Source organism: Streptomyces sp. NPDC059828 (assembly GCF_042731955.1).
Classification (GTDB): domain Bacteria; phylum Actinomycetota; class Actinomycetes; order Streptomycetales; family Streptomycetaceae; genus Streptomyces.
Map to the genome: position 1 here is coordinate 80,143 of NZ_JBHWIW010000002.1, position 14,786 is coordinate 94,928.

General features: G+C 66.8%; 16 protein-coding genes. 6 read left to right on the forward strand and 10 right to left on the reverse strand.

The window, feature by feature from the left end:
- Window positions 1-157: 157 nt before the first annotated feature.
- Window positions 158-706: a tellurite resistance TerB family protein gene (locus ACFV6V_RS01350; protein WP_385557320.1), complete on the forward strand. Its 549-nt coding sequence runs from the start codon at window positions 158-160 to the stop codon at window positions 704-706.
- Between the two features lie 1,072 nt (window positions 707-1,778).
- Window positions 1,779-2,297, forward strand: coding sequence for a hypothetical protein (locus ACFV6V_RS01355; RefSeq protein WP_385557323.1), 519 nt, complete (start codon window positions 1,779-1,781; stop codon window positions 2,295-2,297).
- Between the two features lie 207 nt (window positions 2,298-2,504).
- On the opposite strand, the gene ACFV6V_RS01360 is transcribed toward ACFV6V_RS01355, so the two are convergent.
- The 6 genes from ACFV6V_RS01360 to ACFV6V_RS01385 all read right to left on the reverse strand — a co-directional run bounded on the left by ACFV6V_RS01360 (window position 2,505) and on the right by ACFV6V_RS01385 (window position 7,462).
- Window positions 2,505-2,876, reverse strand: coding sequence for a S24/S26 family peptidase (locus ACFV6V_RS01360; RefSeq protein ID WP_385557326.1), 372 nt, complete (start codon window positions 2,874-2,876; stop codon window positions 2,505-2,507).
- A 488-nt stretch (window positions 2,877-3,364) separates the two neighbouring features.
- Window positions 3,365-4,102, reverse strand: a complete 738-nt coding sequence (locus tag ACFV6V_RS01365; protein WP_385557328.1) for a hypothetical protein — start codon at window positions 4,100-4,102, stop codon at window positions 3,365-3,367.
- A 378-nt stretch (window positions 4,103-4,480) separates the two neighbouring features.
- Entirely contained in the window at window positions 4,481-5,089 is a 609-nt protein-coding gene (locus tag ACFV6V_RS01370) for a hypothetical protein (RefSeq protein WP_385557332.1), read from the reverse strand.
- Window positions 5,090-5,865: 776 nt separating this feature from the next.
- Window positions 5,866-6,282, reverse strand: a complete 417-nt coding sequence (locus ACFV6V_RS01375; RefSeq protein ID WP_385557334.1) for a hypothetical protein — start codon at window positions 6,280-6,282, stop codon at window positions 5,866-5,868.
- 102 nt (window positions 6,283-6,384) lie between these two features.
- The gene (locus ACFV6V_RS01380; RefSeq protein ID WP_385557337.1) at window positions 6,385-6,804 is read right to left on the reverse strand and encodes a hypothetical protein; all 420 of its coding nucleotides are present in this window, start codon (window positions 6,802-6,804) and stop codon (window positions 6,385-6,387) included.
- A gap of 118 nt (window positions 6,805-6,922) precedes the next feature.
- Entirely contained in the window at window positions 6,923-7,462 is a 540-nt protein-coding gene (locus tag ACFV6V_RS01385; protein ID WP_385557339.1) for a hypothetical protein, read from the reverse strand.
- Between the two features lie 84 nt (window positions 7,463-7,546).
- Between ACFV6V_RS01385 and ACFV6V_RS01390 the strand changes: the two genes are divergently transcribed.
- Together ACFV6V_RS01390 and ACFV6V_RS01395 are read left to right on the forward strand one after the other, a co-directional pair.
- Window positions 7,547-8,176 carry a TetR/AcrR family transcriptional regulator gene (locus ACFV6V_RS01390; RefSeq protein WP_385557342.1) on the forward strand — a complete coding sequence of 210 codons (630 nt, stop codon included), beginning with the start codon at window positions 7,547-7,549 and terminating at the stop codon, window positions 8,174-8,176.
- Window positions 8,173-8,793 (forward strand): DUF2867 domain-containing protein, encoded by a 621-nt coding sequence (locus ACFV6V_RS01395; RefSeq protein ID WP_385557345.1) that lies wholly within the window; start codon window positions 8,173-8,175, stop codon window positions 8,791-8,793. Before ACFV6V_RS01390 ends, ACFV6V_RS01395 begins: the two co-directional genes overlap by 4 nt.
- Window positions 8,794-9,007: 214 nt before the next feature.
- Here ACFV6V_RS01395 and ACFV6V_RS01400 read toward each other — a convergent pair whose 3' ends face one another.
- The 3 genes from ACFV6V_RS01400 to ACFV6V_RS01410 form a co-directional block, all read right to left on the reverse strand.
- Complete coding sequence (locus ACFV6V_RS01400; protein WP_385557348.1) at window positions 9,008-9,532, reverse strand: MepB family protein; 525 nt, start codon at window positions 9,530-9,532, stop codon at window positions 9,008-9,010.
- A 499-nt stretch (window positions 9,533-10,031) separates the two neighbouring features.
- Window positions 10,032-11,423, reverse strand: coding sequence for an MFS transporter (locus ACFV6V_RS01405; RefSeq protein WP_385557351.1), 1,392 nt, complete (start codon window positions 11,421-11,423; stop codon window positions 10,032-10,034).
- Window positions 11,424-11,441: 18 nt separating this feature from the next.
- Complete coding sequence (locus ACFV6V_RS01410; RefSeq protein ID WP_385557354.1) at window positions 11,442-13,307, reverse strand: glycoside hydrolase family 15 protein; 1,866 nt, start codon at window positions 13,305-13,307, stop codon at window positions 11,442-11,444.
- Window positions 13,308-13,560: 253 nt separating this feature from the next.
- On the opposite strand from ACFV6V_RS01410, the gene ACFV6V_RS01415 reads away from it, so the two are divergent.
- Both ACFV6V_RS01415 and ACFV6V_RS01420 read left to right on the forward strand, forming a co-directional pair.
- Entirely contained in the window at window positions 13,561-13,758 is a 198-nt protein-coding gene (locus ACFV6V_RS01415) for a hypothetical protein (protein ID WP_385557357.1), read from the forward strand.
- A gap of 45 nt (window positions 13,759-13,803) precedes the next feature.
- The gene (locus ACFV6V_RS01420; protein ID WP_385557360.1) at window positions 13,804-14,052 is read left to right on the forward strand and encodes a DUF2277 domain-containing protein; all 249 of its coding nucleotides are present in this window, start codon (window positions 13,804-13,806) and stop codon (window positions 14,050-14,052) included.
- Here ACFV6V_RS01420 and ACFV6V_RS01425 read toward each other — a convergent pair.
- Complete coding sequence (locus ACFV6V_RS01425; RefSeq protein ID WP_385557362.1) at window positions 14,021-14,698, reverse strand: DedA family protein; 678 nt, start codon at window positions 14,696-14,698, stop codon at window positions 14,021-14,023. The genes ACFV6V_RS01420 and ACFV6V_RS01425 overlap by 32 nt on opposite strands.
- Window positions 14,699-14,786: the final 88 nt, after the last annotated feature.

Sequence of the window (14,786 nt, forward strand, 5' to 3'; positions counted from 1 at the left end):
AACGGGACTGCTCCCGCACGTCTTATCGCTGCCGTTCGCGCGCTGGGCGTCGGTCGATCGGCTGAGGAACTTCGGGGTGCCGGGAGGCGTTGGGGGGAGGACGCGTGAATGCGCGCGGACGACCGGAATGACATGGGCAGAAGCCGAGGTGGCACGCGTGGCGATGTGGGATCGGATCAAGGACCAGGCCAAGAGTCTGCAGCAGTCGCAGGGGACGCGGGGCTCCGGCGGACACGGGCGATCGGGTGCGGGGCCCAGCGGCGGATCGCGGGCTCAGCTGGTGAACACGCTCAAGTCCCAGCTCACGTCCCTCAAGACGGAGCTGAAGAGCGGCGCCTACCGGGACGCCAGCATGGCGATGTGTGCTCTGGTCGCGGCTGCCGACGGGCAGGTTGACCCGGCGGAGCGGCAGCATGTGGAATCGCTCATCCTGAACAACGACGTTCTGCAGAACTTCCCGTCCGACCAGTTGCGGCAGCGGTTCAACAAGCATGTCGATCAGCTGGCGTTCAACTTCCAGCAGGGCAAGGCTGAGGCCATGCAGGAGATCGCCAAGGCGGCGAAGAAGCCGACGGAAGCCAAGGCGGTCGTGCAGACCGGTTTCGTCGTTGCCGGTGCGGACGGTTTCGTCGCGCCGGCCGAGGAGCAGGTCCTGCGCGAGGCATGCTCGGTGCTCGGCCTGTCCCCGCAGGAGTTCGGCATCTGACCAACTGCCCCGCCGTGTGGCGTTTTTGGTCCGGCGGAGTGGCATCTGCAGCCGGCGTCAAGGCCCCAGACGGCGGCAGCTCTGGGGGCAGCCCGAGCAGAGCCCGCGCTGCCAGTTGAAGCCCGTTGCCGCGGCCCTTCGGGGCGAACTTGCGGATGCAGATGTCGGTGGCTCGAAACCGTCTGCGCCCACCAGTCGTGAAGACGACAGAGGCCCAGGTCACCGGTACCGAACCGGAAGCCTGGGCCTTGCTCGTTCCCCAGCTGCGACGGAGGGGGCGTCGTGCCAGTTGCGTAGCTGATGTCTTGTCAGGCTCAGCCGACCAGAGCCTTCCTGACGCGCTCGTCGACGTGTGCGGCGATGTCATGGCCGAGGCCGTTCACCAGGTCCCGTGCAAGCGTGGCGGCGCCGGGCGGGCGCCGACCGCGCTTGCCCCTGCATGTCTGCCCCAGACCAGGCAGGACACCCCTGTGCTGATCCTCAGTGCTGGACCACGACGCAGGTGAGCGTGGTACTGCCTGTCTTGACGACGAATTGGGACCCGCTGAGGCCGCCGATGTCAAACCTCCCCCCTTCGTCCGTCGGGACGGTGCCCGAACTGGAGCCTGAGTAGGTCACCTTCGTGCCGCCGGGGAATCCCACACCCCAGAGGTGATACTTGCCGTTCGACTCTCTTTCGACATTGCACGTCGCGTTGGGTGCGGCACCGGGCGCTGTGGTGGTCGACGCGTATGCGGCAACCGCAGGGCCCAGCGCGAGGGCGGGGACGATCAGGGATGCGAATGCTGCGAGACGACGACTTCGGTTCATCGTTCTACCTCCCTTGGGACGACCAGGATGCGCCGGTCGGGTGACGGCACCGTCACCGGCGGTATCGGTCGCACAGGACGCCGATGAGTAAAGCCTCGCTCCGTTCCACGATGGGTACATCACCCCGCATGGGCGATATGCCCGGCTTGCTCGTCGAAGTATTGTCCGCGGGAGGGTGGGCCACCGCGTCGCCTTTGAGTCGGCAGCTGTCCTGTCCGGTGGGAGGTCGGCAGGCCCCTTGGCTGCCTTCTAGGCTGGCACCATGGACAACGGGCTTGCTCACGAAGGAGGCGCCTTCATCAACTTTCGACGCTACCTCCCGGATCCGAAGGAGCACGGGTATCGGTGGGTCGACATCAAGCAACTCCGCTTCTCCGCGGGATCCCTGGACGATAGAGGGCTGCTTGCCGCACTGATTGGGCATGAGCAGTTCCGGGACGACTATGCAGGTGGTGGAGTACTGCCGGACGGGCCTCGGCATGGTCCGTATTGGCTACGGTTGATTACTCCCGGACTCTACGAGCCCATCAACCAGGAGAAGGCCGTGCAGATCCTGCGGGAGTGGGTGGATCCGCTCCGGGACCTGCCCACCGGGCTGGAGGCAGATCTGCAGCGGGAGGTATTCGACCGCCTGGCCGCGGCCGACGGCACCTACTACCTCAGCGAGCTCGGTGATGAGGTGATTCATGACTGGGGACGTGTGCACGACTACTTCCACGAGTTCGTGCTCATCGACCGCTCGGCCGGGCAGATCACTCTCATCGTCGCTGCCGACGACTGAGCCAACCAACGGGGTAGCAGTCGCCGCGGCTCTGGAGCACGTGAGTGCGACCTCACCGTCGGCGATCGCGTAGAGATGCTCGGGTCACTCAGGGAGCCGGTGCCCTTGCGGACTATCCACAGCAACGCCAGCCCTCGTGCTCAGCGACCTCCCGAATGCGCACTCGTTCTGCCAGCCGCACAGCCTGGCGGCCCGATGCCGCTGGAGTCAGGTTCGGGAAGAGTCGTCGGAGTCGGCCACGAGCGTCTTGCCCACGACTCCCGACCGGGTGACGCCGTCGACTGCCACACAGATACCAAAGACACGATCGTGGCTGGTCCAGCCATTGACGCGGCCACGGTTGTTGCTGATCTGCACCCGCTTCCTGGCGGGGTCCACGGACGACACCAAGTGCAAGTAGACCGTCCCGGCGACACGGGCGAGGACGATGTCTCCGACCTCCAACATCGACGGGTCGGCTGGAACGACGACCACCTGCTGCCGACTGCGTATCAGCGGGACCATCGAGGAGCCGCTGGGCTGGAACGTCACGGTGGCCCCGCCGGCAACCCTGCCTGCCACTGCATCCAATGCACCCATTCCGATGATCGTGGCAGATTCCCCTGCATCACCCCACCGATTTACCGCTCCGCGCTCCATCGGCGAGGCGAACGATGCCTGATGCGGCACCAGCACCAGGATCGCAGCCAGACGACGTGTTCTGCGTTTCTCGGCCCGTCCCGGGCCTCGCTTCGCCTCTCAGTACGGCAGCAGCGCGGATGGTCGGACGATCGCTGCGACAGAGCCAGCACCTCAACGCAAGGGGCCCGATCGAACCCTGACGCGGTAGTCAGCGACCGTGCCGTGCCGCAGCTACGTACAGCCTGACATCTACAAGCGACGTCAACGACGGCGGACAGCAGCAGCATCGGGCGGTCGTCTGCGACTCCGTCGGCCAAGGGGGGTCGGGGTCCGTCCGAGCGAACTCCTGGTGCGGCGCTCGCGGTTGCCGGCCCAGGGAGATCTGGGATCCCAAACGGGCCTGATCGTGGTCCCAGTCGAGGTGGGACCCTGGCGCCAGGGGCGCATCATAGTTGGCTGAGAGGCACGGCGTGCAAAATGTCTCCCGCTGAAATTCCAGTACTGTAAAGCAATCTGTCATCCGACCCCTTTCCGCGACGGCGGGCCCAGAGAGCGCCCATCTTTCGGTAGGAGAGGCCCTTCTCTTGATCGACCAACACCCATTTGTCGCCGTACGTGTATGGGGGGATCCATTCAGGAGCGAACGACCACGCCTCGTCCAAGAATTCCTGCACGACGGTATCTTCGCCTACTGGGATCTGCACAGATGCTACGTCGTGGGTCATTTGACCGTAAGAAATCTCAATGAAGCGATGCCGGAAGTCCTCGCGTGCGCTTTCAATCGCCTCTGCCACCATGACGTCTCTACTAAGGGCGCCCATTTTGGCATCAAGCATCTTCGGAATTACCTCCTCCATCGCCGAGCGAATGGAGGCCTCCATGTTCTCCACGCTGCGACTGCGTGACGTATTCAGGGCGTTGACGAAGTCTCGTACGCTCGGATTTTTGGAGTAGTCCTTGGGGGCGTAGAGGACGTACGGCCGCTGCATAAGAATTGCAAAGAATGCGGATGCAACTCCCACGGGGAAGGCTACTGAAAAGATCACAAGAACTGCTTGCAGCCAGCCCTGTGTTTGAGTGGCAGCCGTACCTGCGGCGGCTTCTGATACCATTAAGAACAGCGAGATAATCCATAGCGGATTGAGCGCTTTGGGCCCCCGAGGTACATTTACCGGTTGGCTCACATTCACCCCTCTCGAGTCGCTGACCGTAAGCATTCCAGTGTGTGGAGTACCGCGGGAGGTGTTTTGCGTGAAAGGTGGATTTGTCCGAGTGTGAACCTATTCGGTCGCTCGATCCGTGCAAGTCCGGCGGCTTCGTGCTCTCCTGGCGGGAAGACGACGGTCGGCGAACCTGCCGGTCGCTGTGGAGTTGTGCAGATCGGCATGTCTCGTGGCGCTGGGCAGACCGGACGGATGAGCCATTGGAGGTCTGCCCGGTCCCGGAGCTGTTCCGCTGACATCCAACGCTGCCATCAACGGCGACGGACGGCGGCGACAACGGCAGCCACGTGTGGCACCGGTGCGCGAGGTGGGCTCAACCCCGCCGGGGCGAGGTCGAACTCACAAGGCGGTGGTGAATCGCCCATCGAGCGGTAGCGGCTCGTGGTGGTGCCAGATGAGGTATCGATCCTCCCGGCGCAGTTCCGCCGATCCCCACTCGACGCGCATCACGCCTTGGTCCATGGAGCACGCGTAGGCGACCAGGACCAGGCGGATGTCTTCCGGGAGGAGCCCAAGGTCAGGGTGGGCTTCCGACTCTTCGGGCTCGTCCATGCCCAGGTCAAACATCTGTTGCATTGGTTCCGGGCCATGCCGGCGGATGAGTTCGGCACGGAACCCTGTCGCTCGCCGCAAGCGGGCGGCTGTGACGGGGACGTTCTTCTTTGCGTAGCGAATCGGGTAGATCACATGGTCTGCAATGATCACCATTGTGCGCCCTTGGAGACGCACCGGCGTGGAATCGGCCAAGGCGCCAAGGCCAGCGGCAAGTTCCTCGTACTGCACGGCATATAGCCCGTGGCCGTATGCCTCCAAGGTCTGGGTATGGACGCCCTCATGCCCGCTGCGAGCCCTCGTGTGAGCTCTCAAGAGGCAAGCGGGGATCAAGTCCACCAGTTCGCCAGCTGCGTCACCGAACGTTTCACGTGCCCACTCACTTGCCGAGCCCATGAGGTACCGCCCCTCCCTGATGAGCGCCGAACGCGCCGAGCAGTAACACGTGAACCGTGCTTCCTGACTGCGATGCACGCAAGATGGCAAGGGCGCACGGCGGGAGCGCGATTCACCCAAGGGATCCGTAGTGCCGGGACCGGGGTGGCGTCGGTTCCGAGGACGGACGTGCCGGATCCGTGCCGGATCGAACTCAGTCGCAGTCAAGTCGGGTGTGTGGGGCTCAGTGTGCATCGATTGCTTCGGTGGCCTCGCAAGCTGGTTGACCACCGAGACCGGTGTGCGGCCCGCGTCAGCCTTACAAGGCGGATGTCGGCGGTTCGAGCCCGTCCGCGTCCATCAGCGCAAGGGCCCCTCGCCGATCATGGCTAGGGGCCCTTGGCGCAGTATCTCGGCAGCGGGCCCAGCTGGGGTGAGCCGAGTTCCCTGCTCTTCCGGTCGATGCCGCGGTGCACGATGGCTTCAGCTCTGGTTGCCGGGCGTCGCCGGAGCCGTGCGCAGCACAGCCGCTGGCGACGCCGGGTGCGACGTGACGCCTGTTGCCGGCTGCTGGCGGCGGCCAGCGACGTATACGCGTAGCGTTGCCCGCCGGCCCGCGCCATAGAGGCGGGACGGCGTTTTCCCACCGCCGTTCGACTGACTTGATTCGCCATCGGCGTGTCCGCGAATCGTCCGGCGCGCCGCAACCGCCACCAGACGACCCGACGGATCGTCACGGAAAGGCTGGAGCTGTCGACCTGTCAAACTAGTGACGGGTCACCCGTGAGGCAGGTCGATTACTCGACGAAGACTTTCCACGGCGAGCACGGGCCGGGAGAGGTGTCCTCACTTCCGTCGGCCGTGCATACCTTGATCCGATGGACATAAGGCTTCACGACATCGCGCTTGAACTCGCTGAAACTGATGTAGCCGTTGCCGTTGTACGAGCTGTGCAGCCGGACCCACCCGACAGCAGCACTACCCACCTCGAGGTAACCTCGGACGCCGTGCCCGTCCGCGTAGTTGTCGTAGACGCGGAAAATGTCTCCGTCGTCGACGTGGACCATGGCGGCGGAGTGTCCGTTGGGAGCGCTTGAGTTCTTCAGATACACCCAGGTGTTGCCGCTGTAGGCGGAGGCTTCAGTGCTTAACCCGACGGTGATCGCAGGGGCGACGATCAGCGCCAGAATGCGAAGCGACCAGGACTTGGACAAGGGATCTCCTCGGTCTATGGATTACCACACCTGACACGTGCTACGAGACGTTTGGTGGCTCATCGTCAGGGCAGCGAACAGGCGACTCGCGGCGAATTCTGATTACTCTGTAAAATCCTTACGGATTGAGCATTTGACAGGAGTGGAGTCTTCTACTCCGTCCACGGTGCACACTCGTATCTGGTACTGACGATTGGGTTTGACGTCGTACCTGAACTCACTGTAGGAGATGTAGCCCTTGCCGTTGTATGAGTCATGCACTCTTACGAAACCTCCTTCCTCCGGCCTGAGCTCTTCGAGGTAACCCCGGACGCCGTGCCCGTCCGCGTAGTTGTCGTAGACGCGGAAAATGTCTCCGTCGTCGACGTGGACCATGGCGGCGGAGTGTCCGTTGGGAGCGCTTGAGTTCTTCAGATACACCCAGGTGTTGCCGCTGTGGGCGGAGGCTTCAGTGCTTAACCCCACGGCGATCACAGGGGCGGCTATCAGCGCCGAAATGCGAAGTGGCCAAGACTTGAGCAATGGAACTCCTGGGTCTGAGGTTCTGATTCGGGAATGCCATGGGCATGTCGCGGACAATCGCCCGGTGGCACAGCATTCTTGGACGTGAAGCGGATACGTCGACGGCCGAGGCCGGCCCTTACTCATCGGCCCGGGCCGTACCGGGACGGTCGGTTCGGGCTTGGCTGATGTGCCGGTGTGCGTCGCGCAGTAGATCGGGGGCGAACTGGCGGTGCTTCTTGGCCAGCGGTGGCCATATGCGCGAGGCCACCGGGCGGTCGTAGCGGACGAACGTGGCGAGCGAGACCTGTTCGTCATCGGCCTGGACGACGAGGTGCCCGGTCAGGAACCAGGAACGGGCCTCGAGCCTGATCCAGTCGTCGCGGCGGTCGGCGATCCGCCATCCGGCCACCCGGTCAGGTGACGCCGTGAGTCGCAGGCCGAGCAGTACCCGCCAGATGAACTGCCCCTCGCGGCCCGCTACTTCCTCGAACAAGGCTCTCGCCCACTGTGTCGCTGAGCTGCCCGGCAGCCCGCCTGACATGGTGAAGAGGTCGACGTAGCCGGGATCGGTCATGGTGCTGAGGGCGCGGATCCGCTCCGGGACCGGCTGCTGTTGGCGGACGGCCGGGAAGAAAGCAGTGCCCAGGCTCGAGTCACGCATTGGTTCGACGCTCATACGGCCTTCCCTTGCGTCTGATTGCTCAGTGGCACGACGATGTTAACCTACATGCATGTACGTATGTAAGAGGGTGAGATGGTGATGACCGAGAAGCCGGAGGGGGTCCGCCGGACGCAGGCAGACCGGCGGGCCCAGACCAGGGCCGCTCTGCTGGAGGCCGCGGCGCGGGGGCTGTCCATGTACGGGTACGCCAATCTGGTCCTGGAGCGCGTGGCCGGCGAGGCGGGCTATACGCGCGGCGCTCTGTATCACCAGTTCGCCAACAAAGAGGAACTTGCGCTCGCGGTGGTGAAGTGGGTCGAGGAGACCTGGGAGGCCGAGGTGGGCCGTCTCGTCGCCGCTGAATCCGACCCTGTCGAGGCGCTGTTGGCGCTGGCGCGGGGGCATGCCGTCTACTGCCGCCGCGACGTGGCCAACGTCATGATGACTTTGAGAGTCGAGTTCGCGGGCCAGGACCATCCCGTTGGCCAGGCGATCACGGACATCGTCGACCGGCTCGAAGCCGACTGCACCGGCCTGATCGCCGCCGGGCGCAGCAGCGGGGCCATCCCGCCAGGGCCGCCGCCCGCCGAGACGGCATCGGCCTATCTCGGCGTCGTCGAAGCGGTCGGGATCTCGCTCGCCGGCCACGCTCCCTACGACGTCGAACTCGCCGAAAGAGCCGTCCGAGGCGTGCTCAACCTGCCACCTGTCCAGGAGGCTCAGGAATGAAACTGCCCAACACCGCGCACACGTCGCGTCCCTGGCGGATCCACGAGATCACCCCCGACTTCGAGGTCGAGGACGTCTGGATGCTGCCGACACCGGGCGGTCCCGACGCGTTCCCCCGGCTGGTGTCGATCATGGTCTCGGACGCGGAGTCGGACAGCTTTCCTCAGGGCGCGCCCTTCCTGGTCCGGTGCCTCTGGACGGCCCGGCAGAAGATCGGAGCACTGTGCGGATTGGACGGCAAGGAGGCCGCTGTGGGATCCCGGGTGCCTTCGCTCCGGGACCGGCTGCCGAGTGATCTGCGCAGGGCAAAACGGGGCCCGGATTTCACCGACGTACCGTTGACCTCGCTGTATCTGCTCCAGGACGAGTGGGCGTCCGAGATGGCCAACCGGACCGTACACACCGTCATGCACATGGGCTGGGTTCCGGACGGCTCCGGCGGCTACCGCGGCCAGATGGCGGTCCTGGTCAAGCCGAACGGTCGGCTCGGTGCCGCCTACATGTCCGCCATCAAACCGTTCCGGTCCCTGATCGTGGTTCCGGCGCTCATGCGGAGCATCGAACGCGAATGGAGGGCCGACGGGGAGCAGACACACGAGCCGAGGTATGAGCGTTGAGCATCCTCTCGCTCATTCTGTCCTCGATGCGCCATCGCGGGTGATGCGGCTGCGGCTGGACCAGCAGGTAGCGGCGGCCAGCCCCGGGGGTCGTGCGGTGCGATGTGGGCCCAGCCGTAGAACACGACGACGAAAGGCGCCGCAAGAGGAGAGGCGACAGCGCGGGGTGAGTGTCCAACTGCGTGACACCGCCGACGTTCGGCGGCGTAGGCACCTACGGGTGGTAAAGGGCTTGGGCGCGCGCCATGTCGACAGGCGCGCCCTCCCCGAGGGGCAGGAAGTAGTCAACCTGCCACGCCTGAGTGCTGCAAGCCTGACGACTGGTCGTGGTCACCCACGGTGGATAGACGCGGAACGCGCGCTTCCCGCCGAGGCCGTTCCGGGACACGATGCCACGCTCGCACAGCACCGCTCGTGGGAACACGAACTGTCCGAAGTGGCCGCTGTCACGGCTGCTGATGACGAAGAGATCAACCCCATCGTCTGCATCGAAAGGCCGGATCGGGCCTTCTGCGGATCGCTGCCACACGGTGACGAACTGGCCGGCCTTCGTCGGGGTGGTCTTGGCCACGCGGAATCTGGCCGACAGCCCGTCGAGCGTGAAACCACAGGCCGCGTACTCGGCGCTCTCCGGTTCGGGTACCGGCTGTGAGCAGGCAAAGCCGCTCGTGTCGTACACCAGTGTCTTCGCCGCCAGCAGGTCACCGTGAACCTCTGTCCACGGCCGATTCGTCGCCACCCTCACATCCTGCCATCGCTCCCGCCACACACTGCCGAGTGATCGCGGTCGCTGAGCATCACGGCTGCCGTGCCTCGTCCCCGCCGGTGCAGCCGTCGCTACCGTAGGGCGCCGGCCTGCCCTCTTGGTGCCCCATGGGTGAACGTCATCCTCTGCGCGGAAGTCGGCGCCCAACGTCTCCTGCACACGGCGCAGTACCACTGCCAACGGTCCTCGTGACCGGGAGCAGTACGGGAAGCGTCCTTCCAGAGCGCCGGTCGGGCGGGGCAATGAGGGCAATGAGGCGGCTGATGCACCATGCGGTTCTCCTTCGGGTCGTGCTCAGCGTGGTGCGTCGGCTGGTGGGTCGTGGTGCGTACCCGCGGCAGCCCACCCTTTCGGGGGACCGCACGGGGTGGTGCCCGTCCGCCCTTCGCACCTGTCCGTTCAACCGAGTTGTCGTGAACGGTGGGAGAACCGGCAACCTCTTCCTGCCAACCGGGCGGGTCGCGACGCTGCGTCAGCGCTCGCTCTGTGACGACGCCCGGGGCAGCAGTACCGCCGCGGCCAGGCCGCCCAGGCCGATGACCGCGAGGGTGATCATCGCGGCGGCGTACGCCCCGGTGGTGAGGCCGGACACCAGGATCGTGCCCGCGACCGCCGTGCCCAGCGACGAGCCGAGGTTCGACACGGACCGCGAAAGACCGGAGATCTCGCCCTGTTGCTCCTCGGTGAAGCTGGACTGGACGACGTTCACCGACGGCGTCAGCATCACGCCGAGGCCCAGTCCGATGAGCGCCAGCCCAGGGGCCAGGGCCCAGGGGTTCGAGGTGGAGCCGGCCAGGGCGACCAGGAGGGCGATGCCTGCGATGGTGACGATGAAGCCGGTCATGATGAGGGTCCGCTGGGGGCGTCGTTTCGCGAGGCGTTCGGCTGCGAGGGACGACACGAGCAGGCCGAGCGTGGCGGCGGTGAAGATGACGCCGGTCTGGATGGCGTCGTAGCCGCGTACGACCTGGAGGTAGGCCGCGACGGTGAACGACGACCCCATCAGCAGCAGCCACTGGACGTTCTGGGTGACGAGGCCCAGGTTGGAGGTGCGATTGCGGAACAGGCTGGGGGACAGAAGGGGTTCGGCTCCCGCACGCTCCTTGGCGCGGGACGACCGGAAGAACCAGAGGAGTACGAGGGCGCCGAGCACGAGCAGGCCGATCATCAGCCAGACGTTGTTGTCTGCTGCCAGGATGCCCATCACGACGAGGATGAGGCCGACGGCCGAGAGGACCGCTCCGGTGGTGTCGAAGGGCCGTCCCGGATCGGGCGGCCGTGGGTCGGTGATGCGCCGACTGAGCAGGATGATCACCACGATGACCAGGGCCTGGAACACGAAGGCCGCACGCCAGCTCAGCCATGAGGTGATGAGTCCGCCGATCAGCGGTCCGGCGGCCGCTCCGACCCCGCCCAGTGCCATGATCACCCCGAAGGCGCGGGCGCGTGAGGTCAGATCCGTGAACAGGAGCGTCGTCAGGATGTAGACGGGCGGGATCAGCAGGGCCGTGCCGATGCCTTCCAGTATCGAGTTGCCGAGGATCAGCACACCCAGGCCGGGGGCCGCCGCGCTCAGCAGGGCGCCGATGCCGTAGATGACGAGGCCCGCGAGGAGGCAGCGCTTGCGGCCGTAGCGGTCGGTCAGCTTGCCGCCGGGGATCATCAGCGCCGCCATCACCAGCAGGAAGACGGTGATGGCGACCTGGACGCCTTGGACGGTGGTGTCCAGGTCCTCGCTGATGTCGTTGATCATCACGTTCATGTTGGAGCCCGCGAAGCTGCAGATGAACTGCGCGAGCGCGAGGGGGGCGAGCACCCGCCGCTGCGCCTTGGACGGCTGTGAAGGGGGCTGTCTCTCGGACACCGGTGTCGCCTCCGCGGATCAGCTCGGCCGGGTCTCCGCCCTGTCGAGTTGCTCGTCGAGTGCCATCGCCGCGGCGATCAGCGCGAGATGCGTGAACGCCTGCGGGAAGTTGCCCAGTTGCTCCCCGGAGGGCCCGATCTCCTCGGCGAAGAGCCCGACGTGGTTGGCGTAGGTGAGCATCTTGTCGAAGGCGTACCGGGCCTGTTGCAGCCGGCCGGAGCGGGCCAGCGCCTCCACGTAGAGGAAGCTGCACAGATTGAACGTGCCCTCGGATCCGCGCAGTCCGTCCGGGGACGCCGCCGGGTCGTACCGGTAGACGAGGCTGTCGCTCACCAGCTCCCGGTCCATGGCGTCGAGCGTGCTGAACCAGGCCGGGTCGCGCGGGGAGAGGAAGCCGACCCGTGGCATGAGCAGCAGAGAGGCGTCCAAGACGTCGGTGTCGTAGTGCTGGACGAACGCTTGGCGCTCGTCGTTCCAGCCGCGTGCGACGATCTGCTTGAAGACCGCGTTGCGGACGTCCGTCCAGCGGGCGAGGTCGGCGGGGCGGGAGTACGTGGTGGCCAGCTGAATGCCGCGGTCGAACGCGACCCATGTCATCAGGCGGCTGTACGTGAAGTTCTTCTGGCCGCCGCGGGTCTCCCAGATTCCCTCGTCGGGCCGGTCCCAGTTGTCAGCGAGCCAGTCCAGTACGTCGCTGACCGCCTTCCAGCCGCGGATGGCTCCCATGTCGTGGCCCTGCGCCAGGGCGTCGCAGGCCTCGCCGTAGATGTCGAGCTGGAGCTGGTCGGCCGCGGCGTTGCCCGCGCGTATCGGCGACGAGCCCATGTACCCCTCCAGATGGTCGAGGACCTCCTCGGTGAGGTGGGGGTCGCCGTCGACCCGGTACATGATCTGCAACGGGTCCCGCGACGCCCCGACGGTCCCGCCCGCCTCGATGCGGTCGCGCAGCCAGCGGCGGAAGGCGTTGGCCTCCGTCTCGAAGCCCAGATCGGTCAGGGCCCTTACGGACAGGGAGGCATCGCGGACCCAGGTGTAGCGGTAGTCCCAGTTGCGTTCCCCGCCGATCTGCTCGGGCAGCCCCATGGTGGCCGCGGCGATCGGCGCGCCTGTCGGGGCGTAGGTGAGCAGCTTCAGCGTGATCGCCGAGCGGTTCACCATGTCGCGCCAGCGGCCCCGGTAGGTGGCGGAGCGCAGCCACGACTGCCAGAACACGCGGCAGGCCTCCAGCTCGTCGGCGATCTCGTCCAGGGACGGCGATGCGGGTGCGGGCGCGCCGCTCGCCGTGCTTGTCAGCACCACCGCCGCCCTCTTGCCTGCGGCGAGCGTGAAGCCTGTGGTGATGTCGTCGAAGCCGTCGGTGCTGTCGGCGTGCAGGGCGACGGGTGCGGTGGCCTGCACATGAAGGTCCGTACCCGGCCCGTGCAGGATCGCCGAGTGCTCGTCGGTCTGCGCCAGGGTGTGCGGGGCGCGCCCGTAGTCGAAGCGTGGGCGGCAGGTGAACGTGAACGGCAGGCTGCCCCGTACCACCCGGGCGACCCTGACCAGGCGGTGCCGGTCGGTCGGCCTGGCGCTGTCGATGGGCACCATGAAGTCCGCGACCTCACCGACGCCGCCCGGGGCCAGGAAACGGTTGACCAGGACGGCCGTGTCCGAGAGGTAGAGCTGCCGGACCGTGGCGCCGTCCTCGCCCGTCAGGTCCGCCGCGAACCGGCAGTGGCCGCCGCGTTCCTTGTCCAGGATCGAGGCGAAGACGCTGGGGGAGTCGAACCGGGGGGTGCACCACCAGTCGATGGTGCCTCCGGACGACACGAGCGCGGCGGTCTGGAGATCGCCGACCATGCCGTGATCGGCGATGGGTGGGTAGCCGGACGGGTAGCTGCTCACGCGCCCTCCTTCGGCCTGGGCGCCCCCAGTTCACGGCACCGAGGGCCGCTGGTACGGCACCACCGAGGACGGCTACGCTCACAGCCTGCGCCTCTTCGCAGCTCAGCGCATTCCAGAGCCGCGCGGCGCGGCGACAGACGCGTCCGCGCTCCCGCCCTGTGGGGGACCGCTGAAACCCGCGATCACTATGGTGTCCGTCACCAACGCAGCCTATGGGCGTCCATTGTCAGTGGGGAGCCGTAGCCTTGTGTATATGTCCCCCGACCTTCGCAAGCCTGGTTCCGTGCGGTCCGCCGCCGTGGTGAACGCGGAGATCCGCGCGCTCTGGGCCCGTTCCGGAGGACGGCTGTCGGCAGTGGACGAGGCCGAGTACCAGCGGCTGCTGGTGGAGTGGGCATCGGCGGTGAAAGCCGCGTCGGCGCGGGACGGAGAGGTCCCGGACGCCGCATAGCTCCCGGTCCTGTGTGCCCGGCGCGCGGTGGCCCACACTGGAGGCATGTGTCGCAGCATCAAGACCCTCCGGCCGCCCGTTCTCCCTCATGAGGCCACCGAGGAGGACGCCAGGGCCGCGGCCCTTCAGTTCGTGCGGAAGGTCTCCGGGTTCCGGGCGCCTGCCGCGCACAACCGGGAGGCGTTCGAGCGGGCCGTCGACGAGATCACGGAGGCGACCCTCGCCCTGCTGGGCAGCCTCGAAGTGCGCGGAGGGAAGTCCGCTACGGGGTCCCCGTCGGAGTCGCGGACGTAGCCGGAGGCGTCGTCCCCGGGCGCCGCATGACGTACGCCGCCAGGGAGCCCGCCGCGAAGAGGGCGAGGACCGACACCGCCACGCCCACCCAGGTGGCACCCAGCCACTGGCCGCCGACATAGCCGAGGCCGACGCTGTAGCCGGCCCACGCCACGGCCGCCAGGGCGGACCACGGCAGGAACTCCTTGACCCTGCGATGCGCGGCGCCGGCGCCGAGAGAGACCACCGAGCGGCCGGCCGGGGCGAAGCGCGCGATGACCACGAGCAGGCCACCGCCTCGCGCCAGCGCCTTGCCGAGACGTTCCTGCGCGGACGTCAGCCGCCGTGACCGGGCGATCGCCCTGTCCAGGCGCTCTCCGCCGCGCCAGGCGACCCGGTACGCGACGAGGTCGCCGAGCACCGAAGCCGTGGTCGCGCAGAGCAGCAGCGCGAGAAGCGACGGCACGTCCTGGGGCGGGACCTGACCGGCGGCGCCCGCGGGGGCAGTGGCCGTCGCCGCGGTCGTGCCCGCGGCGGCGGCCGTCGCGGCGGTGATCACCAGCGCACCGCTGGGCAGCACGGGCAGGAAGACGTCCAGGAGTACGGACAGCGCCACCACGGCGTAGATCCATGGGCTGCCGGTCAGCAGCCCCAGACTGTCGAGCACCTGGACTCCCCGAGTTCCCCTAGTCAGAGACAGCGACCCAGCGTACGCCGGGTCCCCGGGGCGAGATCCACAGGGGGTGCATGAACAC